The following is a 24567-nucleotide window of genomic DNA, read 5'->3' as shown; positions in this document are numbered from 1 at the left end:
GTACGGCTCGTGTCCACGCGGGGATATTTCCCGGCGGGCCGGCATGACGATCATCATCTGGTGACAGCGCAGACTGCCGAGCCGGCGATCGACCCGGCCGACCGGACCGTGGAGATCCACGCTCCGGCGCCGCGTGCTCGCGCCCGGACGGCGGCCGCGCCCCGGGTGAGCGCGCCCCGGGTGAGCGCGCCCAAGCCCCTGCTGCGTCCCCGCAGCGCCGTGCAGCCGAGCCTGGTTGCGCTGCCCGTGGTGTTCGTGATCGCGCTCAGCACCTCGCTGTGGGCCTGGCAGGGCCACGGGCCGGTCCATGCCATCAGCTGGGTCACCACCGTGATGTGGACGCTGCCTGTCTTCACCTCGCTCATCGGCACCTACGGCGGCCTGCGGACGGTGCGGCGCCTGCGGGCGGCCCGGCGGCGCGGACCGACGCACAACGTGCGCACCGACCGCCTCGTCGTCGTGATCCCGACGATCGGCCGCTACGACACCCTGCCTGCACTGGACCGGGTGGTGCGCTCCTGTGCCCGGCTCGCGCCGTTCTTCCCGGACCGCACGATCGACATCGTCATCGAGGAGGGCTGCGCGGCCGAGGCCGAGATCCGCGAGCTGGCCCGGACGACGGCGCTGGCGCGGGTCATCATGGTGCCGGCCCGCTACCGCACCCCGAACGGCACGAAGTTCAAGGCCAGGGCCAACCACTACGCCCACGTGCACCGCATCGCCGACGGCGAGGCGCGCGACGACGTGTGGGTGCTGCACCTCGACGACGACACGGGCGTCGACCTGGACACGGCCGAGGAGCTCGCGCGCTTCGTCGGTGACCAGCGCGGCCGCGGCGCCGACGCGCTGCACCTGACCCAGGGCGTGCTGACCTACCCGCGCGAGCACGGCACCGACCGGCTGGTCTGGCTCGCCGACGCCGTCCGCCCGGCCTGCGACATCTCGACGTTCGCCGCCACCACCGGCCGCGGCACGCCCCGTGCCGGGCTGCACGGTGAGCTGCTGCTCGTCCGGGCCTCGATCGAGGCCGGCATCGGCTGGGACTTCGGCCCGCGCGCGATGGTGGAGGACGCGCAGTTCGCGCTCGAGTTCACCCGTCGCCACCCCGGGCGCAGCGACTGGTTCCCCGGCCGCTGCCTTGGCGCCACCCCGGTGAGCGTCAAGGACTTCGTGACGCAGCGCGAGCGCTGGGCGTGGGGCCTGCTCGAGCTGGCCGCCAACCGGCGGATGCCGCTGCGCAGCAGGCTGCTGCTGATCCACAACATGATCGTCTGGGCCTGCGGGCCGCTGCAGCACGTTGGCGTCGTGCTGCTCGCGGGCGGGCTGCTCGGACAGGTCGACACCCTGCCCGTCACCGCCCTGCTGCTGCCCGTCTGGGCCGTCAACATCGCTTACCAGATCTGGAGCTACTGGGAGGGCCTCAAGATCAACGTCCGCGCGTCGGCGGACCCGCGCCGCATCTGGTGGGAGTCGATCGCCGTGGTCGCGCTGATGCCCCTGTTCTCGCTGTGGGAGGCCGCTGGCGTCCTGCGCGGGTTCGTCCGGTTCATCCGCCACGACACCACCACCTTCACCGTGATCGCGAAACCCCGATGACGGGCTGGCGCTGGCTGGTGGGCACCGCGCTGGTGCTCGCCGTCGGCATCACCACCTGGGCCACCCCCGGCGCGATCTCGCTGCTCGGGACCTGGAGCGGTGCGGAGACCGCCGCCTCGGGTCCGGCTCCCGCTCATCCGTGGCGGCCGGGCCGCCCGGAGCTGGGCGTGCAGGTCTACTGGGTGGACGACCCGGCCGACACGCCCGAGCTGATCCGGCGCAAGGCCGAGCGCATCTTCGACCACGTCATCGGGATGGAGGCCAACGCGGCCAGCATCTCGTTCCCGTTCTACAGCGAGTCGATCACCGCCAGCACGGTGCTGACCGACCGCCGGACGCCGACGCCGGACCGGCTCGCCGTGGTGGTGGACGAGGCCCGTCGCAGCGGGCTGCGCGTCGCCGTCCGACCGCTGCTGGACGAGGCCAACCTGCTGCAGCACGACGCCCGCGACTGGCGCGGCGGCCTCCAACCCGTCGACCGGAACGCCTGGTACGCCTCCTACCAGGACTTCCTCGGCCCGTACCTGACGATGGCGCAGCAGCACCGCGTCGACACGTTCATGATCGCCGCGGAGCTGAACTCGCTGCAGGGCGACCCGCACTGGGCCCCGATGATCGCCCAGGCGCGCACGCTCTACCACGGCGAGATCGGCTACGCCGCGAACTGGGACGCCTACCCGCAGGCGAAGGCCGGTGTCCCCGCCGATGGCGTCGGCATCGACGCCTACCCCCGGCTCGGGCTGGCGGCGGGCGCATCCGCCGCCCAGATGCACGACGCCTGGCGGGCCTGGCTCGACGCCACGGCACCCGGCCAGGACGTGGTGCTCTACGAGGTGGGCGCCGCGGCCGAACCGCGGATGATGGACAACCCCGCCATCCCCAACACACCGGGCGCAGCGCTGGACAAGACCGTGCAGCGGCGCTGGTTCGCCGCGGCCTGCAGCGCCGCGCGCGAGCGGGGTCTCCGCGGCCTGTACTGGTGGAAGCTCGAGCTCGACGACGATCCCGCAGCCGCCGACCCCGTCGATGACCTGCACGACTCCTTCCTCGGCAGGCCCGCCGAGGAAGCCATCCGGCAGTGCTTCTCCGCATGGGCCGGCACGCCGTGAGCACGCATCCCCGCACGTCACCCGCGATCGTCGGGCTGGCCGGCGTCGCCGTGGTGCTGGTGCTCGTGCAGAGCACCGGCGCGGTCCCCTTCGACCTGCTGGGTGCCGACCTGCTGCTCGCTGTCGCCGGTTACCGGGTGACGCAGGCGGTGCTCGACACCTCCGGGCTGGTTGCCCACTACCGCGAGCAGTTCCTGCTCCGTGCCCCGCTCATGGTGCTCGGACTGGCCGCCGTCGTCGCGCTGGCCGCCCTGCTGGGCACCCCGGCCGTCGCCACCCACACCGCGGCCGACGCCGTGGCCGGGGTCGTCGGTGCCGGCAACTGGTGGGAGCTGCTCCCCTCGTTCCCCCACGGCCGATCGATGCTGGACGCCTGGGGAGCCGCGCTGGGCATCGGGCCGGGCCTATCGCTGCGCACGGACCCCTTCGCCGAGTACACGGGCCGCATCGACCCGCTCGGCGCGCTCTGGCTCATCGGCATCCTCGTGCAGCTCACGCTGGTGTGGCCGGTGCTGCTCACCCTCCTGCGACGGGTCCCGCGCACCTGGCTGTGGCTCGCCGTGCTGCTCGTCGCCCTCGGTGCCGCGCTGGTCGGGCCGCTGCGGGCCGCCGGTGGGGCCGGCGCCGCCGAGCTGGGACTCGGCACGCACGTCCGCGCCGCCGAGTTCCTGCTGGGGGCGGCGGCCGCGGCGTTCGTCGCCTCGCGGGGCGCCCGCGACCTGCCCGTCACGGCCGGCAGGCTGCTGCTGGCGGGAGGGTCGCTCACCATCGGTGCCGCGGCCGCGCTCGCCGCTGCGGCGCCGCAGCACTGGTGGTCGCTGGGTGGACCGACGCTCGCCGCCGTGGGTGCCGCGCTGCTCCTCGTCGCGCTCGGGGGCGCCGGCGTCTCCCTACCCGCCCGGGAGCTCGGTCGGGGGCTGCCGCTCGAGCTCGGCCACGTGGCCTACCCGCTGCTCCTGCTGCACCTGCCCGTGTTCTGGCTGGTGCAGCAGGCGGTTCCGGCCGCGCGACCGTTCGCGCTGCTGGGGGTCGGCGGTGCCCTGTCGTGGCTGCTGGCGCTCGTGCTGCAGGACGGCATGGTGCGGCGTGTGGCGCGCGGTCGGGCGGGCGCCCGGATCGCGACCGGTGTGGTCGTCGCGCTGCTCGCGGTGGCCGTCGGTGGCGGCTTCCTGTCGAGCACCGCCGCCGGCAGCCCGGGCGGCACCGGCCAGGTCGTGCTCGTGCTCGGCGGCGCCGACGCGGGCGAGCTGGCGGCCGCCCTGCGTGACAACGGGCGCTACCGGGTGGTCGACGGCTCCCGGCCGGGTTGCGGCCTGCTCCCCGATGGGCTGACGGTCCGGCCGCGGGCGACGGCACCGGCATGTGACACCCGCCCGCAGCAGTGGGCGGCCGTGATCGCCGCGGTGTCGCCCGCCGCGATCGTGGTGGACCTCGCGGTCGACGCGTCGCCGCGATCGGGTGCACCCGGCGCGTGCGACCCCGGCTTCCGGGCCGCGTACCGGCCGCTCGTCAGCGCTGCGGTCGACACCTGGACGGCCGGGAACCCGTCCCGGCCGGTGCTGGTCGCCGACGGACCGGTCGCGACCCGCACCGGGCGCTGCCTCGACGCGCTGATCACCGAGTCCGTGGCGGCGCGCAGCGCACTGGTGCCGCTCGCGGTCCAGTCCACGATGTGCCCGACCGGTGTCTGCGACGGACGTTCGAACGACCAGAATCACCGTGCGGACGTCGGACGGCTCGTCGGAAACGCCGTGGCCGTCGAGCTCGGGAGCACGCGTACAGCTGAAAGGACGCAGGAAAGGGCATATGAGGAAGCCGATGTCTGCGGCGTAGGGAACGATAGCGCTGCGGGTGACGCATCGTGCTGACCTCGCGACGACGAGCCATCCCCGTGCCGGAGTCGGCGGCACCCCCAGTACACGCGGAGAATGAAGCAGTGGAGACCGAGCCGGGAGCGGAGATCTTCGGGCCGTACCGGCTGGACGCGATGCTCGGTCAGGGCGGGATGGGCGAGGTGTTCCGCGCCTTCGACACCCGCCGCGACCGGGTCGTGGCGCTCAAGCGGATGCCGCGCCACCTCGCTGCCGACCCCGAGTACCGCGTGCGGTTCAGCCGCGAGTCCGCGCTGGCCGCGAAGCTGCGCGAGGCCCACATCATCCCGATCCACGACTACGGCGAGATCAACGGCCAGCTCTACATCGACATGCGCTACGTGGAGGGCATCGACCTCGCGGCGCTGCTGCGCATCGCGCCGCTCTCACCGTCGCGCACCGTCGACATCATCTCGCAGATGGCCGACGCGCTCGATGCCGCGCACGGGGACGGCATGGTCCACCGCGACGTCAAGCCGTCCAACATCCTCGTGGTGGGCACCGCGGAGCAGGCCGCCGTGCGCGGCTTCGCCTACCTGGCCGACTTCGGGATCGCCACGACGCTGGGCGGGGCCACGCTGAGCCGGCCGGGACTCGCCGTCGGCACGGCCGCCTACATGGCACCCGAGCGGATGCTGGGTGGTGAGCTCGACCCTCGGGTCGACATCTACTCGCTGGCCTGCGTGCTGTTCGAATGCCTCGTCGCTCGGCGGCCCTTCCCCGCGAAGGACCTGCTGGAGTCACTGCAGTCGCACCTCAAGCTGCCACCGCCGCGGCCGTCGGAGTTCCGCGCCGACCTGCCCCCCGGACTCGACGACGTCGTGCTCCGCGGGATGGCGAAGGACCCCGACACGCGCTACGCCACGGCCGGTGCGCTGGCGACCGCGGCCCGCGCGGCGCTGGAGGTCCCGCTGGCCTCCCCGCAGCCGAGCCGCGCAGCCAAGAACGACACGGAGACCGAAGCGGCCGGCTTCCCGATCACGATCCAGCCCGCCGTGCAGGCCGACGTCCAGTCCGACGTCGAGGCCGACGCAGCGCCGGTGGATGCTGCGGCCGAACAAGCTGCGGCCGAACAAGCAGCGTCGGACCGCGCGGCAGCCGAACAGGCGGCTGCGGAGCAGGCAGCTGCGGAGCAGGCAGCAGCGGAGCAGGCGGCACGGGAACGGGCCGCCCGCGAGTTCGCCGCCCAGGAGAAGGCCGCTCTCGAGAAGGCAGCGCAGGAACAGGCCGCCCTGGAGCAAGCGGCCCGAGAGCAGGCGGCCCGAGAGCAGGCGGCACAGGAGCAAGCCGCGCGCGACCTCGCCGTCCAGGAACTGATCGCCGAGGAGCGGGAGAAGGCCCGCCAGCAGGCCGCCGCCGAACAGGCCGCCCAGGAACAGGCCGCTCTCGAACAGGCCGCTCTCGAACAGGCCGTTCTCGAACAGGCGGCGCAGGAACAGGCAGCGCAGGAACAGGCCGCTCTGGAGAAGGTCGCGCGCGACCTCGCGGCACAGGAACTCATCGCCGAGGAGCGGGAGACGGCCCGCCAGCAGGCCGCACAGCAGGCCGCCGCCGAACAGGCCGCCCGAGAACAGGCCGCCCGAGAACAAGCTGCGCAAGAACAAGCAGCTCTCGAGCAGGCGGCGCGGGAACAGGCAGCGCGGGAACAGGCAGCAGCCGAACTCGCCGCCGCACAGCAGGCAGCCGCCCAGCAAGCAGCAGCCCAGCAAGCAGCCGAGCTCGCCGCCGCGCAACAGGCAGCCGCGCAACAGGCAGCAGCCCAACAAGCCGCCGCGCAACAGTCGAACCAGGGCCGCGGCAAGGTCCCGACCCAGGGCCCCGGCCCCGGTCACGGCCGCCGCGCCGCCCCCTACCGCCCGGATCGGCACGGCTGGGACGACGCGGATCCCGACGTCCCCGACGAGCAGCCCAAGCTCGCCGAGTTCGGGCTGACCCCGTCGGGCGAGTACGTGCTCCCCTGGCTGGGGAAGGCCACGGACGAGGCGGTGGCCGAGGCCAAGGCCCTGCAGGCCGCCGCCCAGGCCAAGGCCAAGGCCGGCGTGGATGCCGCCGCGGCGGCCCAGGCAGCCCGGGAGAACCAGGCGGCGCGCGAGCGGTTGCGCATCGAGGAACAGGGTGCAGCCGCCCGGAAGCCGGCATCGGAGTCGGCCCCGCGGCCGAAGCCCCGACCGGGAGCCGGGGCGAAGGGTCCGGCCACACCCAGCCAACCTGTGCGTCGCCCGGACCGCGGTGCCGCCGCTCGCCAGCAGCCGTCGTCGACCCGCCCGGTCGCACCCGGCCGCTCCACCGGCATCCCCGGCAACCGGCCCGCGAACGGCAACCCCACCGGCCGGCCGGGTACGCCGCCGGCCGCCAAGCCACCGTCGAAGACCCCGTCGGTACCCGCCCCCGCCACCGAGGCGTTGACGGTGTCGCGACCCGCGGTCCCGGCGGCCGCGGAGCCGACGGAGATGCTGCCGGTCCGCAAGAAGGGCACCCCGCCCCCGCCTGCCGACGCCACCGAGGTGCTCTCGACCCGCAACGCCGACGCCACCGAGCAGATCCCGTCGCGCCGGGCGAGCGGATCGGATCGGATCACGTCGCGGCCGGCGTCCCGACCGGCCACGTCCCCGACGGCGGCACCGGCCGCGGCGGGCCGCAAGCGGCTGCGCTGGATCATCGCGATCATCATCGTCGCGGTGCTGGTGGCGGTCGGGATCTTCGTCGCGCCGCGGCTGCTGGGAGGCGCCGCCGCCTTCACGGTGGTCACGTCGTCGGCCGTGGGCCTCCAGCCCGCGGAGGTGCGCCTGTCCCCGGACGGGACGCGCGCCTACGTCACGAGCATCGCCAACGACACGGTCCAGGTCCTCGACGCCGAGACGGGTGCCACGATCGGGGAACCGATCAAGGTCGGTGACGAGCCCAACAGCATCGCGCTGAGCCCGGACGGAGCCAAGGCCTACGTCTCCAACACCAAGGGCGGCACCGTCTCCGTGATCGACACGGAGGCCGCGACCGTGACGGTCGCGATCCCGGTCGGCCGCTTCCCCGACGGCCTCGCCGTCTCCCCCGACGGCACGAAGCTGTATGTCGGCAACGCCGACGACAACACGGTGTCCGTGATCGACACGGCGCAGAACGCCGTGGTGGGCGCGCCCATCGCGGTGGGCAAGAGCCCGTACGCGCTCGCGATCAGCCCGGACGGCACCGCGCTCTACGCCGGCGACTTCGGGGAGAGCACGGTGTCGGTCATCGACACCACGACCGACACCCTGAAGTCCACCATCGCCGTCGGGGACGGGCCGGTCGCGCTCGCCGTCAGCCCGGACGGCACCGCGCTCTACGTGGCCAACCAGCTCAGCTCGACGATCTCCACGGTCGACACGGCCGCCGGCAAGGCCAAGGCCGAGGTGTTCAAGGCGGGCTCAGCCCCGATCGGGCTGGCGATCAGCCCCGACGGCACCGCGCTCTACGTCGCCGCCCGCGACGACGACACCGTCAGCGCGATCACCCTCGCGAGCGGCGCGATGTCCAAGGCGTTCGCGGTGGACGACGGGCCGGTGTGCATCGCCGTGAGCCCGACGAGCGACCGGATCTACGTGCTGAGCCAGGGCGCCTCCTCCCTGGCAGCGCTCTCCCCGGTCCAGCGTTGACGTGACCCGCCATGTCCACGTCCACCCGACACCGGGCACCCTCGCGCCGCCGGACCTGGCTCCCGGCCGCGCTGGTCACCATTGTCACGCTGCTCGCGCTGGCGCTGCGGCTGCATGACATCGGCGCGAAGAGCCTCTGGGTCGACGAGTCGTTCACCCTCTGGATCGCCAGCCAGCCCGTCGAGGCGCTGCTGAGCGCGACGCTGCGCACCGACCAGCACCCGCCGCTGTACTACCTGCTCCTGCACCCCTTCGTCACGGCCGACAGCTCCGAGGCCGCCCTGCGCGTGTTCTCGGCGTCCTGGGGTGTGGCCACGGTGCCGGTCATGTACGGCATCGGCCGGCTCGTCGGCGCCGCCTGCCGGCTCAACCCCGTGGTGCTGGGCCTGGTCGTGGCGCTGTTGCAGGCCGTGTCGCCGCTGCACGTCGGGTTCGGCCAGCAGGGCCGCATGTACACGATGCTCCCGTTCTTCGCGGCCGTGGCGATGCTGTGCCTGCTACGGATGCTGCGCACCGGCGCCACGATGGAGACGGGCGACATCGTGGCCTGGGCCGGGTTCATCGTCGCGCTGCCGCTGACGATGCTCAGCCACAACACCGCGGTGCTGTTCGGTGCCACCGTTGCCGCGTACGTCGTGGTGCTGGCGGTGCTGCGCCGCCGCGCCGCCGCGGCGGCCGCCGACCGGTTCGCCCGCGATCCGGACGGCACCATCCGGCTGCCGGCGGGCTTGCCCGGAGCGGCAACGGCTCCGGCCGTGCGGCACTGGGTGCTCGCGCTCGTCGTCGCGATGTTCCTCTGGCTGCCGTGGCTGCCCGGCTTCCTCCTGCAGTCGCGACGGGTCGACGCCGACTTCTGGATACCGCCGCCATCGTGGAACAAGGTGCTCGAACACCTGCGTGACCTGGCGAGCGCCTGGTCACCGGCCCCGCTGCTGGTGCCGATCGTGCTCGTGGCGGGCGCGCTCGTCGCCTACGGTGCGTGGACGTTGCGCCGCAGGCCCGAGGTGCTGGGCCTGCTCCTGATGATGCTGCTGTTCCCGCTCGTGGGCGAGTTGCTGATCAGCATCCGCAGGCCGATCTTCTACTCCCAGACGTTGATCTGGACGTCGTTGCCGTTCACCGTGCTGCTCGCGGTGGGCCTGCTGCGGCTGCCGTGGCGGCGGTGGGCGGCCGTAGCCGTTGCCGCCGTGCTGGCGCTCAACCTGTTCTCGCTGAGCAGCTACTACGGCGCAGCGGGCATCGAGGACTGGTCGGGCGCGGCCGGGTTCGTCGCCGAGCGGGCTGCGCCGGGCGATCTCGTGCTGTTCGACGCCGGCTGGACCCAGCTGGCGTTCCGCTACTACTACGACCGCACCGCCGGGGCGTCCATCGACCCGCGCGGGCTGCCGGTGGAGCCGTTCGAGCGGGGCGCGCTCGAACCGCGGATGACCGTGTCGGACGTGCCGTACCTCGACGCCCTCGTGGCCGGCCGGCAGCGGGTGTGGCTCGTGCTGAGCCACGACTGGTACACCGACCCCGATCGGATCGTGACGAGCCGGCTGGGCCAGTCGATGGACGTGACCGAGCAGCGCGACCTCGCCGGCATGCGCGTGCAGGAGTACCGACCCCGCTGAACGGGTGCTCGGACCGGTGCAGGCGTAACAGACCATCGTCGCACCCGAGGACACCTGTGAGCAGTTGCCGGACGGGCAGCAAACCCTCACCAGGGTGCCGGTGTTTCCCACCGCTCGCGCCACTGCGACGGCCGCCTCCGCGACGGGACCATTGTCGTGGAGGGGTGATGACGATGAACAGAGCCACCCGCACAGCCGCCATATTCGCCGCAGCAACAACCGTGTTGGGCCTCACCGCCTGTGGGACATCGGGATCGATGGTCTCCACGAGCGGGCAGCCCGGCCGGGAGGGATATTCCGTGAGCGCACAGGGAACGTCGGGAACGTCATCGTCGGCAGACGCATCCGGGCAGGACGGTGAGTCCGTGACGTCGACGGACGGGCGGTCCGTGCGCGGGGCCGACGGCAAGGACGGCACGTCCGTCACCGTCCAGAACGGCAACGTCGTGGTCTCGGGCGGGTCTGGCGGTTCCGAGCCGTTGGAGGTGAAGACCGAGGACCTCGGCGGGTCCATCGCGAAGGTCGTGGTGTCGGCCGAGGCCGGGCGCATCACGCTGGTCGGCACCGACAGCGACACGGTCAGCGTGACCCGCCGGATCTATCGGCAGGCCGCCGAACCGCAGGAGTCCGTCAGCCGGGACGGCGACGTGCTGCGCATCGCGGCCACGTGCCCGTCGGGCGGCTCCGGCGGCTGCCGCATCGACTACGAGTTCCAGGTTCCGCGTTCCACGTCGGTGGAGCTCGCCACCGCCAGCGGGGCACTGGACGTGACCGGGGCCCGCGGCGCGGTCACCGCGAAGAGCATCAGCGGTGCGATCGGGTTCCACGACCACGGCTCGGCCACCACCATGGCGACGTCGACCACCGGCAACGTCACGGTGGAGGCGGTGACCAGGCCCGACCTGCTGCAGGTGAACTCCACCAGCGGCAACATCGCCATCTCGGTGCCGGGCGGCTCGCCCTACCGGCTGGAGACCTCCACCATCACCGGGCGCAAGAACCTCACGGTGGCCTCCGACAACGGTGCGGCGTCGGTGATCCGCACCAAGACGGTGACCGGGAACGTCCAGGTCGCGGCTAGTTGACGGCCGCAAGCGTCGTCCTCGCACACCTTCTCCGGTCTTCGCACGGTCTCGACGGTGCGCGAGGACGGGTCAGGCTGTGCGAGGACGTGGTGTGTATGCGGGGTCGAGTGCCGCGCGCACTGCCGCCAGCACCTCCTCGGCCGTGCCGTTGCGGGTGAACCCCGCGGCGGCACGGTGGCCGCCACCGCCCAGCCGGGCCGCCACCACCGACACGTCGACATCGCCCCGCGACCGCAGCGACGCCGTGAACCGGCGCTCGCCGACCTGCTTGAGGACCGCGGCGACACCGGCCTCGGTGGCGGTGCGCACCACGTCGATGACGCTGTCGATCTCCTCGGGGCGGAAGCGCTCGACGTCGGCGAGCGGCACGACCGTGTGCACGAGCCCGTGCCCGCCCGCGGCCGCCGGTTCGAGCACCGCACGCTCCAGCGCGCGGCCCAGCGCCGCGAACCAGCCGTAGGGATGCGCGTCCATGATCGGTCCGACGAGCGGTTCCGGATCGACGCCGGCCTCCAGGAGCTCGGCCGCCATCCGGTGGGCCGCGGCGCCCGCGGTGCGGAACCCTCGGGTGTCGGTGACCAGGCCCGCGTAGAGGCACCGCGCGACGTCCACGTCGAGCGGCACCCGCATCGCGGCCAGCACCTGGTGGACGAGCACGACCGTGGCCTCGGCGCCCGGATCCAGCACCTGGACGTCACCGAAGCCCGGGTTCGAGGCGTGGTGGTCGATCATCACGGTGGCGCCTGCGGTGGTGAGACGGCCGGCGAGCGAGCCCAGCCGGGCCGGCTCCGCGGCATCGCAGGCCACCACGAGCTCGGCCCGTTCCGGCACCGCGGCGGCAGCGACCACGAGGTGCTCCACATCGAGCGGGAGCAGGCTCTCGGGCATCCGGTCGGGAGCGGCGAACGCCACCCGGACCGATGCACCGCGCCTGCGCAGCACGATCCCGAGCGCCAGCGTGCTGCCCAGGGTGTCGGCATCGGGCTGCACGTGCGAGAGCAGCGTGACGTCGCGTGCCTCGAGCAGCAGCGCGGCCGCCGCGGCGACGCGCTCCGGCAGCAGTGGCGACGCGGTCGCGACGCGGACCGCGCTCACTCCTCGTCGTCCGCAACCTCGCGCGGCGCGCGGTACGGGTCGGCGTCCCCGGCCGGCTGGGCACCAGCCGCGAGCCGCGCCACCTCGGCGTCGGACTCGCGCGTGCGGGCCAGCAACTCCTCCATGCGGCGCGCCTCGTCGGGCACGATGTCGGGCTGGAACGTCAGCGACGGGGTGCGCCGGACCCCGGTGCCCGCGCCGACCATCGAACGCAGCACCCCGGTGGCGCTGCTCAGCGCCGCCGCAGCACCCTGCAGGTCGGGTTCGGCATCGACGGTGGCACCCAGCACCGTGTAGTAGACGGTGGCTTCCTGGAGGTCACCGGTGACGCGGGTGTCGGTGATCGTGACCATCGCCAGCCGCGGGTCCTTCACCTCGTGCTCCAACGCGCCGGCCACGATCTGCGAGATGCGCTTGGCCAGCTTGCGCGCACGGGCCTGATCCACCATGACGAGCTCCTCCGTCGCCGGTGCGCGACCGCGGCCCGGGGGCGCGGTGCGCGCACGACCTAGTCGTCTTCCGGCCCGAGCATCCGATGCCGGGCCGAGAGCAGCTCCAACTCGGGGCGGGCCGCGACGAGCCGCTCGCACGCGTCCAGCACGTCGGTGACGTGCCCGGACTCGGCGGCGACGCAGCTGACCCCGATGAGAGCCCTGCGATGCAGGTCGAGGTGGCCGGCCTCGGCGACCGCCACCTCGAACCGCTTGCGCAGCTCTGCCACGATCGGTCGTACGACCGATCGCTTCTCCTTGAGCGATCCGACATCCCCGAGGAGGACGTCCAGCTCGAGCGCGCCTACGAACATGTGCAGCGCCGCTGCGCGGACACAGGTGCGGGCGCGGGCCCGCACCTGTGTCCGAGGGCCATCAGGCCCGCGGCTTCTCCCTCAGCTCGTAGGTCTCGATGACGTCGCCGTCCTTGACGTCATTGAAGTTGCCGAGCGTGAGGCCGCACTCGAAGCCCTCACGGACCTCGACCACGTCGTCCTTGACCCGGCGCAGCGAGTTGATCGTCAGGTTGTCGGCGACCACCGCGCTGTCGCGCAGCAACCGAGCCTTGGCGTTGCGGCGGATCAGCCCGTCCATCACCAGGCAACCGGCGATGGAACCGAAGCGCGAGGAACGGAAGACCTGGCGGACCTCCGCGTGGCCCAGCTGGACCTCTTCGTACTCCGGCTTGAGCATGCCCTTCAGCGCCTGCTCGATCTCCTCGATGGCCTGGTAGATCACGGTGTAGTACCGGATCTCGACGCCCTCGCGGTTGGCCAGCTCGGTGGCCTTGCCCTCGGCCCGGACACCGAAGCCCAGTACGATGACGTTGTCGGCGATACCGAGGTTGATGTCGCTTTCGGTGATGCCACCGACGCCGCGGTGGATGACCCGCAGCTCCACGTCATCGCCCACGTCGATCTTCATGAGCGCGTCCTCGAGAGCTTCGACGCTACCCGAGTTGTCGCCCTTGATGATCAGGTTGAGCTGGTTGGTCTCCTTGAGGGCCTCGTCGAGGTCCTCGAGGCTGATCCGCTTGCGACGCCCCGCCAGCTCGGCGTTGCGCTCGCGGGCCCGGCGCCGGTCGGCGATCTGGCGTGCCACGCGGTCCTCGTCGACGACGAGGAACGTGTCGCCGGCACCAGGGACCGACGTGAAGCCGATGACCTGCACCGGACGCGACGGGTAGGCCTCGATGACGTCGGCGCCGTGCTCGTCGAGCATCCGCCGGACGCGCCCGGAGGCGTCGCCCGCGACGATCGAATCGCCGACGCGCAGCGTGCCGCGCTGCACCAGCACCGTGGCCACCGGACCGCGGCCACGGTCGAGGTGAGCCTCGATCGCGACGCCCTGGGCCTCCATGTTCGGGTTGGCCCGCAGGTCCAGCGAGGCGTCCGCCGTGAGGAGGATGGCCTCGAGCAGCTGGTCGATGTTGGTGCCCTGCTTGGCGGAGATGTCGACGAACATCGTGTCGCCGCCGTACTCCTCTGCCACCAGGTTGTACTCGGTGAGCTGCTGGCGGATCTTCGCCGGGTTGGCGCCCTCGACGTCGATCTTGTTGACCGCGACCACGATCGGCACGTCGGCCGCCTGGGCGTGGTTGATCGCCTCCACCGTCTGCGGCATGACGCCGTCGTCGGCGGCGACCACGATCACCGCGATGTCCGTGGACTTCGCGCCACGGGCACGCATGGCGGTGAACGCCTCGTGACCCGGGGTGTCGATGAAGGTGATCGGGCGCTCGTTGCCCTCCAGCTCGGTGATGACCTGGTAGGCACCGATGTGCTGCGTAATGCCGCCTGCCTCGCCCTCGCGGACGTTGGCCTTGCGGATCGTGTCGAGCAGTCGCGTCTTTCCGTGGTCGACGTGACCCATGATCGTGACGACCGGCGGGCGGAACTCGAGGTCGTCGTCGTCGCCGGCGTTCTCGCCGAACGAGATGTCGAAGCCCTCGAGCAGCTCGCGGTCCTCCTCCTCGGGGGACACGACCTGCACGACGTAGTTCATCTCGGTGCCGAGCAGCTCGAGGATCTCGTCGGACACCGACTGGGTGGAGGTGACCATCTCACCGAGGTGGAACAGCACCTGCACCAGCGAGGCCGGGTTCGCGTTGATCTTGTCGGCGAAGTCGGTGAGCGAGGCACCGCGGGCGAGCTTGACGATCTCGCCACGACCCTTCGGCAGGCGAACGCCGCCGACCGAGGGGGCCTGCATCGAGTCGAATTCCTGCCGCTTCTGCCGCTTCGACTTGCGACCCTTGCGGGCCGGTCCACCGGGACGACCGAACGCACCCGCGGCACCGCCGCGACCACGACCACCGGCACCACCGGGACGACCGCCGCCACCGCCACCGGGACGGAAACCGCCACCGGCCGGAGCACCGCCGCCACCGGGACCGCCGCCACCGGGGCGGAAACCGCCACCGCCACCGCCGGGACGACCACCCGGACCACCCGGGCGTCCACCCGGACCGCCGGGACGTCCACCGGGACCTGCCGGACGGCCACCGGGGCCACCGGGGCCGCCGGAACGTCCACCTGCGGGCCGGGGCGGCATCATGCCGGGGTTCGGCCGCGGAGGCATGTTGCCCGGCGACGGCGGCCGGGGGCCGCCCTGACCGGGACCGCCGGGACGCGGACCACCGGGACGGGGTCCACCCGGACGCGGAGCGCCCTGGCCTTGACCCTGACCCTGCGCCGGGCCCTGGCCGGTCTGGCCGGGAGCCGGAGCGCCACCCTGCGCCGGAGCGCTCTGGGCGGGCGGGCCGGGACGCGGTGCAGCCGGACGCGGCGGGGCGCCCGAACCGACACCGAACGGGTTGTTGCCGACGCGCGGGGTGCGCGGGCCGGGACGCGGGCCGCTGGTACGCGGCGGCACGGTGGAGCTACCGGTGCTGGCGGCCGCGGGCTGCTGGCCACCCGGCTGCTGACCCGGGACCTGCTGGCCGGGGGTCTGCTGACCCGGGCTCTGGGGCCGCGACGGAGCCGGACGGGTGTCCGGACGCGCTGCCGCCGGAGCTGCCGGCTCCTCGTGGACCGGGGCGGCCGGAGCGGCCGGGCCGGGCCGGGGGCCCGGACGGGGACCGCTGGGACCTGCCGGACGCGGGCCGTTGGTGCGCTCGGGAGCCGGCGCGGACGCTGCCACCGGTGATGCTGCCGCCGGGCGCGGGGCCTCGGACGGAGCCGGAACGGGCTGACTGGGTGCCGGAGCCGCGGGGCGCGGTCCGGGAACGGGTCCGGCGCCGGGACGCGGGCCGGGAAGGGGGGCGCCACCGGGACGCGGACGGGCGCCGCCACCGGGACGGCCGCCACCACCGCCGGCGACCGACTCCCGCAGCTTGCGGGCGACCGGGGCCTCGACGGTGGACGAGGGAGACTTCACGTACTCCCCGAGATCCTGCAACTTGCTCAGGACCTGCTTGCTACTGATGCCGAGCTCTTTGGCGAGCTCGTGCACGCGGGCCTTGCCTGCCACTGCACTCCTTGTTTCTCGGAGGCCGGCGGCTGGTCCCGCTCGACCTCGAACCTAGTGTCGAAGCACGTTCATGGTGCGATCTTCACGACTGGCTCATGACGGGTCGACCTTGCTTTCCGCTCTGGCGGACCCGGGAGTTTCCCGAGCCCCTCGTACGACGTTCAGATGCGCCCGCACCGCGCTGGCGTCCAGCGGTCCCGGGGCGCGGAGCGCCCGTGGGAACGCCGAGCGTCGCTCGGCACGGTCCAGACACTCCGGGGCGGGGTGCAGCCAGGCACCTCGTCCGGGGAGTCGACGGCGCGGATCCGGGGTGAGCACCCCGTGCACCACGACGACACGCAACAGACCGTCGGCCGGCGATCTGGTTCGGCATCCGACGCATGTCCGCACCGGGCCCGTCGCGGATTGCTGATCCGCATCGGTGGTGAGACGTTCGGGTGCCGGCCCGAGATCGAGGGCCGTGATGGAGTGTAGCGCAGCATCCCCGGGCGCTCCTCCCGTGCGGGTCGCAGCGCCCGTGATCACCGTGCCGCGGTGCGACGTGGAGCCGTTCAGCCGACCGACTCCGACTCCGCCTCGTCGCGGGTACCCCGCGGGTCGGCGTCGCTGCGGATATCGATGCGCCAGCCGGTCAACCGGGCTGCGAGGCGTGCGTTCTGCCCCTCCTTGCCGATGGCGAGGGAGAGCTGGAAGTCCGGGACGACGACGCGCGCGGTGCGCGTCTTGGCATCGAGAACAGTGACCGACACCACCTTCGACGGCGACAGCGCGTTGCCCACGAACGTGGCCGGGTCCTCGTCCCAGTCGATGATGTCGATCTTCTCGCCGGCGAGCTCGCTCATGACGCCGCGCACCCGGGCCCCGACCGGGCCGATGCAGGCGCCCTTGGGGTTGACGCCGGGCACCGTGGACCGCACCGCGATCTTGGAGCGGTGGCCGGCCTCGCGGGCGACCGCGACGATCTCCACGGAGCCGTCGACGATCTCCGGGACCTCCAGCGCGAAGAGCTTGCGCACGAGGTTGGGATGCGTGCGGCTCAACGTGATCTGGGTGCCGCGCATGCCGCGCGTCACCGCGACGACGTAGCAGCGGATCCGCTCGCCGTGCGCGTAGTTCTCCCCCGCCACCTGCTCGCCCTGCGGGAGCACGCCCTCGATCTGGCCCGACAGCTGGACGATGACCACGCCGCGGGCGTTGGCGCGGGCGTCGCGCTGCACCACCCCGGCCACGATCTCGCCCTCCTTGGCGGCGAACTCGCCGTAGGTGCGCTCGTGCTCGGCGTCACGCAGCCGCTGCAGGATGACCTGTCGCGCCGTGGTGGCCGCGATGCGACCGAACCCCTCCGGGGTGTCGTCCCACTCGGTGCCCGCGGCGCCGTCGGCACCCGGCTCCTGCGCCATGACGCGCACCAGTCCGGTCTTGCGGTCGATGTCGATCCGCGCATGCGGCTGGTGGCCGTCGGTGTGGCGGTACGCGGTGATGAGCGCCGTCTCGATGGCCTCGATCACCGTCTCGAACGGGATGTCCTTGTCGCGCTCGATGGCGCGCAACGCGGCGATGTCGACATTCACGACGTCTCCTCCGGGGTTGTCTCGATCTTGCCCCGCAGCAGCTCCAGCTCGGACTCGGGTGGCGTCCGGAACTCGACCTCGACGGCCGCGTGAGTGACGTCGGCGTAGCGCAGCTCCTGGCGCTTGCCCCCGACCAGCACCGTGACGGAATCGGTGTCGGCGCGCCCGACCCGGCCGGCGAGGGTGGCGCCGTCCTTGGTCCGGACGGCGACGAGCCGCAGGAACGCGCGCCGCCAGTGCCGCAGCTGGGTCAGCGGCCGGTCGGTGCCGGGCGAGGTGACCTCCAGCGTGAAGGCCCCGTTGATCAGCTCGTCGTGCTGGTCGAGTACCTCGGAGGCAGCACGGGAGAGCATCGCGATGTCGTCCAGGCCGACGCCGGTGTCGGAGTCCACCACCACCTTGACGGTGTGGCGCCGCCCGACGGTGCGGACGTCGAGCTCCTCGAGGTCGAAGCCGGCATCGGTGATGACCGGTTCCAGCACGCCGTGCAGCCGCCCGGACAGCTGCTGCCCGGCGGATTGCCGCACAGGGCGGGGGGAGGACATCGCATGGCTCCTGATCGTCGGTGAGGCGGGAAGGCGAAGCGGTCGTTCCGCGTGGCCCGGGACGGTACGTGGCCGGGTCGGTACACGGAGCGGCGCCGATGGGGCGATCGTCGGCGGGTGCGGCAGCGGGGCGTGGTTGGCCCGTCAGGGTATCGCGCCGGGGAGGCGCCCCGATCCACACGCGCTCCGCTGCGAGGCGGCGCGGCCCGCCTGGCAGGATGGGCGGCCGGCGAGCCGGGTCACCGATCGCCACCCGGCTCGCCCATGCGGTGCGGGCCACGGCCGTCATCGGCCGGTGAGCTGCACGAAGGGGGCCTCATGGCCGGCATCAGCCCGCCGGTGTCCGCGACGGCGATGGTGCTCTCGCGCCGCAGGCTGCTCGCGGGACTGCTGCTCACCCCGCCGGTGCTCGCCGGCTGCTCGCTGGGCAGGTCGTCGGCACCGCCGGCGCCCGACCCGCTCATCGCGCTCGCCAGCGCCGCCCGTTCCGACGCGGCGCTCGCCGCAGCCGTGATCGCCGCGAAGGCCACGCTCGCCGATCGCGTCGAGCCGCTGCGCGCCGCGCGCGTCGAGCACGCCGCGGCACTCGACGCCGAGGTCAGCCGGGTCACGCCCACGCGCACCCCGGCACCGGCGCCGCCCACCGCGCCCACCGCCGGGGAGGTGGCGGGCCAGCCCGTCACGCTCGCCCAGCTGCACGACGCGTTGGAGGCCTCCGCGAAGGCCGCTGCCACGGCGGCGATGGATGCCCCCGCGGCCCGGGTCGGGCTCGTCGCGTCCGTCGCCGCGTGCTGCTCCACCTACGCGAAGGTGCTGGTATGACCACCCCTGCTCCGACACCGGGGGCGTCCACGATCGACCCGGTCGCCGCCGACTCCCTGCAGAACGCGCTCGCCGCCGAGCACGCGGCGCTGTGGTGCTACGCGCTCGCCGTCGCGTTCCTGCCCGCGTCGCAGGACGACCAGGCCCGCAGCGACGCCGAGGCCCACCGCGTGCTGCGCGGCGCCGTCGAGCAGACGCTGACGCAGATCGGGGCCCGCCCCGTCTCGGCGCTGCCCGCCTACGCCACGCCCACCCCCGTCACCGACGGCCCGTCCGCGGCGGCGCTGGTGCTGGTGGCCGAGACCGACGCGATGGCCGCGTGGCGGTCGGTGATGGAGCGCACCACCGACCGCGGGCTGCGCAAGGCCGCGCTCGACGCCCTCACCGACGGCACCCTGCGCTGCGCCCGGTGGCGGGTGGTGGTCGGCAGCCCGCCGGCGATCCCGGTGTTCCCCGGCCGCCCCTGAGCTCGCACACACCGCAGTGGCACCGCACACACCGCACAGGGTGTGTGCGGTGCCCCGGAGGTGTGTGCGAGCTACCCGAGCGCCTCGAGCACCGCGTCGACGTCGGCGCGGGTGTTGTAGACGTAGAACGACAGGCGCGCCGCGCCTGCCCGGGCGCTGCTCACCACGCCCGCCGCTGTGAGGCGCGCCAGCGCGTCGGGGGCCCGGACGGCCACGATCGCCGACCCGGTCGGCTCCATCCCCAAACCGGCGCGTACCGCATCGGCCAACCCCCCGCAGTGCGCCTGGACCGCGGCGCGGTCCAGGCCCGCGACCCACGGGAGTACGGCGGCCGCGCCCACGTGGCTGTACCAGGCCGGTGACGTGTCCAGTGCCCGCGCGTCGGGCGCCGGGCGCAGCGGCAGCCCGTAGACACCCGCCCAGGGGTCGGCGGCGGCGTACCAGCCGGCCTGACCCGAGACGAGCGGGAAGTCCTCGCGCACCGCCATCCAGGCCACGCCCCGCGGCGACATGAGCCACTTGTACCCGGCGGCGACGACGGCGTCGGCCCAGCTCAGGTCGGCGTCGAACCACCCGGCGGACTGCGTGGCGTCCAGCACCACCCGGGTGCCGCCGGCCCGCACGGCGCGCAGCGCAGGCAGGTCGACGATCCGGCCGTCTGCCGACTGCACGACGCTCACCGCGACGACGTCGACGCCGCCGGCCGCCGCGCGGCCGGGCAGCTCGTCGAGCTCGACCTCCTCGACCGTGACCCCACGGCCGTGCTGCGCGGCGAACGGCCACGTCACGCTCGTGAAGTCGCCCCTGGCGACGAGCACCCGCGAGCCGTCCGGGATGCCGGCGGCGACGATCCCGACGAGCCCGGAGACCGTTGATCCGATCGCGACCCGGTCCGTGGCCACCCCGACGAGGCGGGCGAAGGCGGCCCGCGCGGTGGTGACGGGCGCGTCGAAAGCCGGTGGCCGCCCGGCACCGGTGCGCCAGCCACGGATCGCGGCCTCGACGGCGTCGGCGGCGAAGGCGGGTGGGATGCCGATGGAGGCGGTGTTCAGATAGCCGTCAGGGACGTCGAACGGGTGATCGAAGGCGGTACGCACCCCGTCACCGTAGGCAGGCTCAGCCGGCCCCGTCGTCGTCGGCGCCGGCACGCAGCTGCGCGAGCCGGTCGGCCACGGCGAGCGCGGTGGGCAACCGGTGCTCGCCCTCCCCGAGGCACTCGCCGATCAGCGCCGCCTCCGCCGGGGCGAGCGCCGGATGGACCTGCGGGCGCGCCGAGAGGACCTTGCGAATGGCCAGGAGCGGCTGGTTGTCGGGCAGCTCACCGAACAGCCCGGTGCCCGTCAGCGCGCGGTGGATGGTGGCGCCCAGCGCCCAGACCTCGGTGCGCCGCGACGGGCGGGCGCCCGCGAGCAGGTCGGGATCGGTGAACTCCACGGCGCTGGCGTGCCCCATGCCGGTGAGCGTGGTGCCCGGGGTGAGCACCCGGGCCAGCCCGAGGTCCGACAGCCGGCCCCCGATGGCCCCGGCCGTGTCGGCCAGCAGGATGTTGCCGGGCTTGATGTCGCCGTGGGCGAGCCCGGCCTCGTGGAGGTCGTGGGCGGCCCGCGCCCCGTGCTCCAGCGCCGTGACGACGTCGGTGCGGCTCAGCGCGCGGGCGGGCGCGGCGAGCGAGCCGAGCGGGAAGTAGGCCGTGGCGTAGCCGAAGGTCTCCTCCAGCACGGCGTCGAACACGGGCACCAGGTACGCCGAGCGCACCGCCGCGAACGCCCGCAGCTCCCGCACCCCGCGCTGGTAGGCCTGCTCCCCCACCCGGTCACCGAAGACCTTGAGCGCCACGAACTCGTCGGACAGGCCCAGCCGGGCAGGCGGGCGGGCCAGGTAGTAGCGGCCGTGGTTGCCCTCGCCGAGCAGCTGGACGAGCTCGTAGTCGGCGACGCGGTCGGCCGCCAGCGTGGCCCCGCCCTCGGGGAGCGGGTTCGTCGATGGGCTGTCCATACCGAACCTCCTGATCGATCTCGTTCAACATACCGGCGCCGAGCCGGAGGTCGCCCCCGTTGAGCAATTCGCACGTGGTCACCTTCGTGCTCCTCGACGTGGCACCGGTGGTGATCGCCGCCCGGCTCACGGGGCTGCTGTTCCGGCGTATCGGCCAGCCCGCCGTGGTCGGCGAGATCGTGGCCGGCATCGCGCTGGGCCCCACGCTGCTCGGCGCGTTCCCCGGCCACCTCGACCAGGTGCTGTTCCCGCCGGACGTCCGCCCCTACCTGTCGTTCATCGCCAAGCTCGGGCTGGCGCTGTTCATGTTCATCGTCGGGCTCGAGGTCGACCTGTCGCTGATCCGCGGCCGGGCCCGCGCGGCCGGCACGATCGCCGCCGGCTCGATCGTGGCGCCGTTCGCGCTGGTGCTCCACCCGCTGCATCCCCAGGTCGCCGGCGTGGCGGTACCGATGCTCGCGTTCGTGCTGTTCCTCGGCATCGCGATCTCGCGTGGATCACCGACCTCATCGGCGTGCACGCCATCTTCGGGGCCTTTCGTGTTCGGGGCGGCCATGCCGCGCCGGGACGCGGGCGCGCTGACCCGCGACATCCTCGAGCGGCTCGAGCAGGTCAGCCTGCTGCTGTTGCTGCCGGTGTTCTTCGTCGTCGCCGGCCTGCAGGTGGACGTCGGCGCGCTGGGCGTCGACGGGATCTGGCAGCTCGCCCTGATCCTCGTTGCGGCGATCGGCAGCAAGTTCCTCGGCGCTGCGGCGGCCGCGCGGACCCAGCGGATGCCGCGGCGCCAACAGGTCGGCGTGCTCGACCCCACGATGTTCACGCTGATGGTGATCATGGCACTGGTCACCACGATGATGACCGGGCCGCTGCTGCGCCGCGTCTACCCCGAGCTGGTGCTGCAGCGTGAGCTGGCGGCGGCCGAGCGTGCCGAGCTCGGTGTGGTGGACGCCTACACGGTGTTCGCGCTGCTGCCGGAGCCCGAGCCGGGGGCGGTGGACCACCGGCGGTTCGCGGCGCTGGCAGCCGCGCTGACCGGACGCGAGCACCCCGCCAAGGTCGTGCTGTGCCGGCTGCTGCCCACGCGCGTCGAGCTGGAGTTCGCCGGCGGGCTGGCCGAGCTCGCCGCGCTGGTCGCCGTGGCCGGCGCCGATGCCGTGCTGGTCGGTGCCGCGCTGGTCGGTGCGGGCGACCGCGACGTCGGGGCCGCGCTCGCCGTGCCCGACGCGACGGTCGTCACCGTCTCCGGGCCGGTGGGCGGTGCGGGTGCGGTCGGAGTGCTCGTCGACGACACCGCGGGCGGGCGCGCGGGCCGCCCGCGGATCGCGGCGCATCTGGCGCTGCGCGCGGGCGCCGGGCTCACGGTCACCGCCGCCGGGGAGCGACCGGGCCGGCGCTGTCGCCGTGGTCGCGGCGCTGGAACGGCACGGGGTGGCGGCCGATGTCGACGACGAGCTGGCGCAGGCCGTCGCCCGGATCACGGTCACACCCTGACCAGTACCAGGTTCGGCTAACGTCACCTCATGCCGATGATGATCCTGTCCTGTCATGGATGACACGGACCGCCTCCTGCTGAGCCACCTCCAGGAGGACGCGACGCAGTCCTACGCCACGCTCGGCGCCGCCGTGGGCCTCTCCACCGCTGCCACCCACGAACGGGTGCGCAAGCTGCGCGAGCGCGGGGTGATCCGGCGCACCACGATCGACGTCGACCCCGCTGCCGCCGGCCGGGGCGTGCTCGCCTTCGTCATGATCGAGGCCGACGCCTGGATCGGCGGCCAGGAGACGGGTGCGGCCCTGCGCGCGCTGCCGTGGGTGGAGGAGGCGCACATCGTCGCGGGTGGCCCGTCGGTTCTCGCGAAGATCCGCACCGCCACCACCGCCGACCTGCAGGGCGTGCTCAAGGCGATCTACGACATCGACGGCGTCACGGGCACCGGCACGATCGTCGTGCTCGACACGTTCTTCGAGCGGCCCCTGGACGTCTCCGCCATGCCGTCGGGGGCCGGCCGTGGCTGACGCCGTGCTCCCCTACAACGGTTCGCCGCTCGACCGGGCCGGGCGCCACCGCGCCGACCCCCGGTGGCTCGCCGAGGTCGCCTCCCGGCCGTCGTCGCGGACGCTGCTGCTGTGGCGCGACCGGGCACTGGTCGGCCCGCACGGCCCCGTCACGCTGGCCACCGGCGACCCGGCCGGGCTGCCCGCGGAGCCGGTGCTCCTCGGCCTCGACGGCGACGCGGGCGTCTTCGCCGCCGACCTCTCCACGCTGGCGGAGCCCGCGGCGATCGCGCTGGGAGGCGCCCGGGCGGCCGTCGAGGTGCGGCACCTGTTCGGCAGCGTCGACGCCGCCACCAGCGCGCAGCTCGCGCATGCCCGCGGGCTGCTGCTCTGGCACCGCAACCAGCGGTTCTGCGGTGCGTGCGGCGCCCCCACCGAGAGCCGCGACCGCGGGCAGCTGCGGGCCTGCACGGGCTGCGGGAAGCTGCACTTCCAGCGGATCGAGCCGGCCGTCATCGTGCTGGTGCAGGCGCCCAACCCACCCGCCCGCTGCCTGCTGGGCCGCCACCGGGGCGCCGCGCCGAACGCCTGGGCCACCCTCGCGGGGTTCGTCGAGATCGGCGAGGGCCTCGAGGGCGCCGTCCAACGCGAGATGGCCGAGGAGGCGGGGATCGAGCTGGGCGCAATCACCTACCTCGCGTCGCAGAGCTGGCCGTTCCCGTCCGGGCTCATGATCGGGTTCAGCGCGGTGGCGCTGTCGGAGGAGATCGACGTGGACGGCGACGAGCTGCAGGAGGCCCGCTGGTTCACCGCTGCCGAGGTGGCGGCGCTGCAGGAGGAGCACCGGGCGGCAGGCACGCACCGATCGGACTCGATCGAGCAGTACCTGGTGCAGACCTGGCTCGCGGCGCAACGCGTGCCGTGACGGCGCCAACCGGATGGCCACGGCGCCGATGTCGGGACGTTGGCGCCGTGGCTACACGGTTGGCGCGGCGGCTACAGCGTCGGCGCCGTGGGCCGCACACGAACGCCGACGCCACCGCGCCAACCAAATCGCCACCGCGCCGACGTCAGGACGTCGGCGCCGTAGCCACACCATCGGCGCCGTGGCTACGCCCGGAGGGCCGGCGCGACCGCGCCAACCGGATGGCCACCGCGCCGATGTCGGGACGTTGGCGCCGTGGCTACACCGTTGGCGCGGTGGGGCAC

General features: G+C 73.5%; 20 protein-coding genes. 11 read left to right on the top strand and 9 right to left on the bottom strand.

Features of this window, described 5'->3' with window-relative positions:
* The first annotated feature begins 60 nt into the window (after window positions 1–60).
* The 6 genes from ACFPFQ_RS18670 to ACFPFQ_RS18645 all read left to right on the top strand — a co-directional run bounded on the left by ACFPFQ_RS18670 (window position 61) and on the right by ACFPFQ_RS18645 (window position 10906).
* A complete protein-coding gene (locus ACFPFQ_RS18670; RefSeq protein WP_379620436.1) occupies window positions 61–1596 on the top strand; it encodes a glycosyltransferase family 2 protein in 1536 nt (511 codons plus the stop codon).
* The gene (locus ACFPFQ_RS18665) at window positions 1593–2705 is read left to right on the top strand and encodes a glycoside hydrolase family 113 (protein ID WP_379620434.1); all 1113 of its coding nucleotides are present in this window, start codon (window positions 1593–1595) and stop codon (window positions 2703–2705) included. The genes ACFPFQ_RS18670 and ACFPFQ_RS18665 overlap by 4 nt, the downstream gene beginning before the upstream one ends.
* A complete protein-coding gene (locus ACFPFQ_RS18660) occupies window positions 2702–4573 on the top strand; it encodes an acyltransferase family protein (protein ID WP_379620432.1) in 1872 nt (623 codons plus the stop codon). Before ACFPFQ_RS18665 ends, ACFPFQ_RS18660 begins: the two co-directional genes overlap by 4 nt.
* A 68-nt stretch (window positions 4574–4641) precedes the next feature.
* On the top strand, window positions 4642–8208 hold the full coding sequence (locus ACFPFQ_RS18655; RefSeq protein WP_379620430.1) for a protein kinase domain-containing protein: 3567 nt from the start codon (window positions 4642–4644) through the stop codon (window positions 8206–8208).
* An 11-nt stretch (window positions 8209–8219) separates the two neighbouring features.
* The gene (locus ACFPFQ_RS18650; RefSeq protein WP_379620428.1) at window positions 8220–9821 is read left to right on the top strand and encodes a glycosyltransferase family 39 protein; all 1602 of its coding nucleotides are present in this window, start codon (window positions 8220–8222) and stop codon (window positions 9819–9821) included.
* A gap of 365 nt (window positions 9822–10186) precedes the next feature.
* Window positions 10187–10906, top strand: a complete 720-nt coding sequence (locus ACFPFQ_RS18645) for a hypothetical protein (protein ID WP_379620426.1) — start codon at window positions 10187–10189, stop codon at window positions 10904–10906.
* Between the two features lie 69 nt (window positions 10907–10975).
* Here ACFPFQ_RS18645 and ACFPFQ_RS18640 read toward each other — a convergent pair whose 3' ends face one another.
* The 7 genes from ACFPFQ_RS18640 to rimP form a co-directional block, all read right to left on the bottom strand.
* On the bottom strand, window positions 10976–12001 hold the full coding sequence (locus tag ACFPFQ_RS18640) for a DHH family phosphoesterase (RefSeq protein ID WP_379620424.1): 1026 nt from the start codon (window positions 11999–12001) through the stop codon (window positions 10976–10978).
* The gene (gene rbfA / locus ACFPFQ_RS18635) at window positions 11998–12450 is read right to left on the bottom strand and encodes a 30S ribosome-binding factor RbfA (protein ID WP_379620422.1); all 453 of its coding nucleotides are present in this window, start codon (window positions 12448–12450) and stop codon (window positions 11998–12000) included. Before rbfA ends, ACFPFQ_RS18640 begins: the two co-directional genes overlap by 4 nt.
* A 59-nt stretch (window positions 12451–12509) precedes the next feature.
* Window positions 12510–12806, bottom strand: coding sequence for a DUF503 domain-containing protein (locus tag ACFPFQ_RS18630; protein WP_379620420.1), 297 nt, complete (start codon window positions 12804–12806; stop codon window positions 12510–12512).
* Window positions 12807–12867: 61 nt separating this feature from the next.
* Complete coding sequence (gene infB / locus ACFPFQ_RS18625; protein WP_379620418.1) at window positions 12868–15963, bottom strand: translation initiation factor IF-2; 3096 nt, start codon at window positions 15961–15963, stop codon at window positions 12868–12870.
* A gap of 93 nt (window positions 15964–16056) precedes the next feature.
* On the bottom strand, window positions 16057–16353 hold the full coding sequence (locus tag ACFPFQ_RS18620; protein WP_379620753.1) for a YlxR family protein: 297 nt from the start codon (window positions 16351–16353) through the stop codon (window positions 16057–16059).
* 161 nt (window positions 16354–16514) lie between these two features.
* Window positions 16515–17534: a transcription termination factor NusA gene (gene nusA, locus ACFPFQ_RS18615; RefSeq protein WP_379620416.1), complete on the bottom strand. Its 1020-nt coding sequence runs from the start codon at window positions 17532–17534 to the stop codon at window positions 16515–16517.
* Window positions 17531–18079: a ribosome maturation factor RimP gene (gene rimP, locus ACFPFQ_RS18610; RefSeq protein WP_379620414.1), complete on the bottom strand. Its 549-nt coding sequence runs from the start codon at window positions 18077–18079 to the stop codon at window positions 17531–17533. Before rimP ends, nusA begins: the two co-directional genes overlap by 4 nt.
* A gap of 318 nt (window positions 18080–18397) precedes the next feature.
* Here rimP and ACFPFQ_RS18605 point away from each other — a divergent pair, with 318 nt between their 5' ends.
* Entirely contained in the window at window positions 18398–18901 is a 504-nt protein-coding gene (locus tag ACFPFQ_RS18605) for a hypothetical protein (RefSeq protein WP_379620412.1), read from the top strand.
* On the top strand, window positions 18898–19368 hold the full coding sequence (locus ACFPFQ_RS18600; RefSeq protein ID WP_379620410.1) for a ferritin-like domain-containing protein: 471 nt from the start codon (window positions 18898–18900) through the stop codon (window positions 19366–19368). Before ACFPFQ_RS18605 ends, ACFPFQ_RS18600 begins: the two co-directional genes overlap by 4 nt.
* Before the next feature lie 71 nt (window positions 19369–19439).
* On the opposite strand, the gene ACFPFQ_RS18595 is transcribed toward ACFPFQ_RS18600, so the two are convergent.
* Together ACFPFQ_RS18595 and ACFPFQ_RS18590 are read right to left on the bottom strand one after the other, a co-directional pair.
* Window positions 19440–20465 (bottom strand): aminotransferase class V-fold PLP-dependent enzyme, encoded by a 1026-nt coding sequence (locus ACFPFQ_RS18595; protein WP_379620408.1) that lies wholly within the window; start codon window positions 20463–20465, stop codon window positions 19440–19442.
* Window positions 20466–20484: 19 nt separating this feature from the next.
* Window positions 20485–21363 (bottom strand): protein kinase domain-containing protein, encoded by an 879-nt coding sequence (locus ACFPFQ_RS18590; protein WP_379620405.1) that lies wholly within the window; start codon window positions 21361–21363, stop codon window positions 20485–20487.
* A gap of 59 nt (window positions 21364–21422) precedes the next feature.
* Between ACFPFQ_RS18590 and ACFPFQ_RS18585 the strand changes: the two genes are divergently transcribed.
* The 3 genes from ACFPFQ_RS18585 to nudC are packed head-to-tail and all read left to right on the top strand — an operon-like array spanning window position 21423 to window position 24283.
* Window positions 21423–22874: a cation:proton antiporter gene (locus ACFPFQ_RS18585; RefSeq protein WP_379620403.1), complete on the top strand. Its 1452-nt coding sequence runs from the start codon at window positions 21423–21425 to the stop codon at window positions 22872–22874.
* 34 nt (window positions 22875–22908) lie between these two features.
* The gene (locus ACFPFQ_RS18580; protein ID WP_379620401.1) at window positions 22909–23379 is read left to right on the top strand and encodes an Lrp/AsnC family transcriptional regulator; all 471 of its coding nucleotides are present in this window, start codon (window positions 22909–22911) and stop codon (window positions 23377–23379) included.
* Window positions 23372–24283, top strand: a complete 912-nt coding sequence (gene nudC / locus ACFPFQ_RS18575; protein ID WP_379620399.1) for an NAD(+) diphosphatase — start codon at window positions 23372–23374, stop codon at window positions 24281–24283. Before ACFPFQ_RS18580 ends, nudC begins: the two co-directional genes overlap by 8 nt.
* Window positions 24284–24567 lie beyond the last annotated feature (284 nt).

The sequence above is a fragment of the Pseudonocardia sp. GCM10023141 genome (assembly GCF_042653605.1).
The sequence above is the reverse complement of the archived record's forward strand: the minus strand, read 5'-3'. Positions and strand labels throughout refer to the sequence as shown.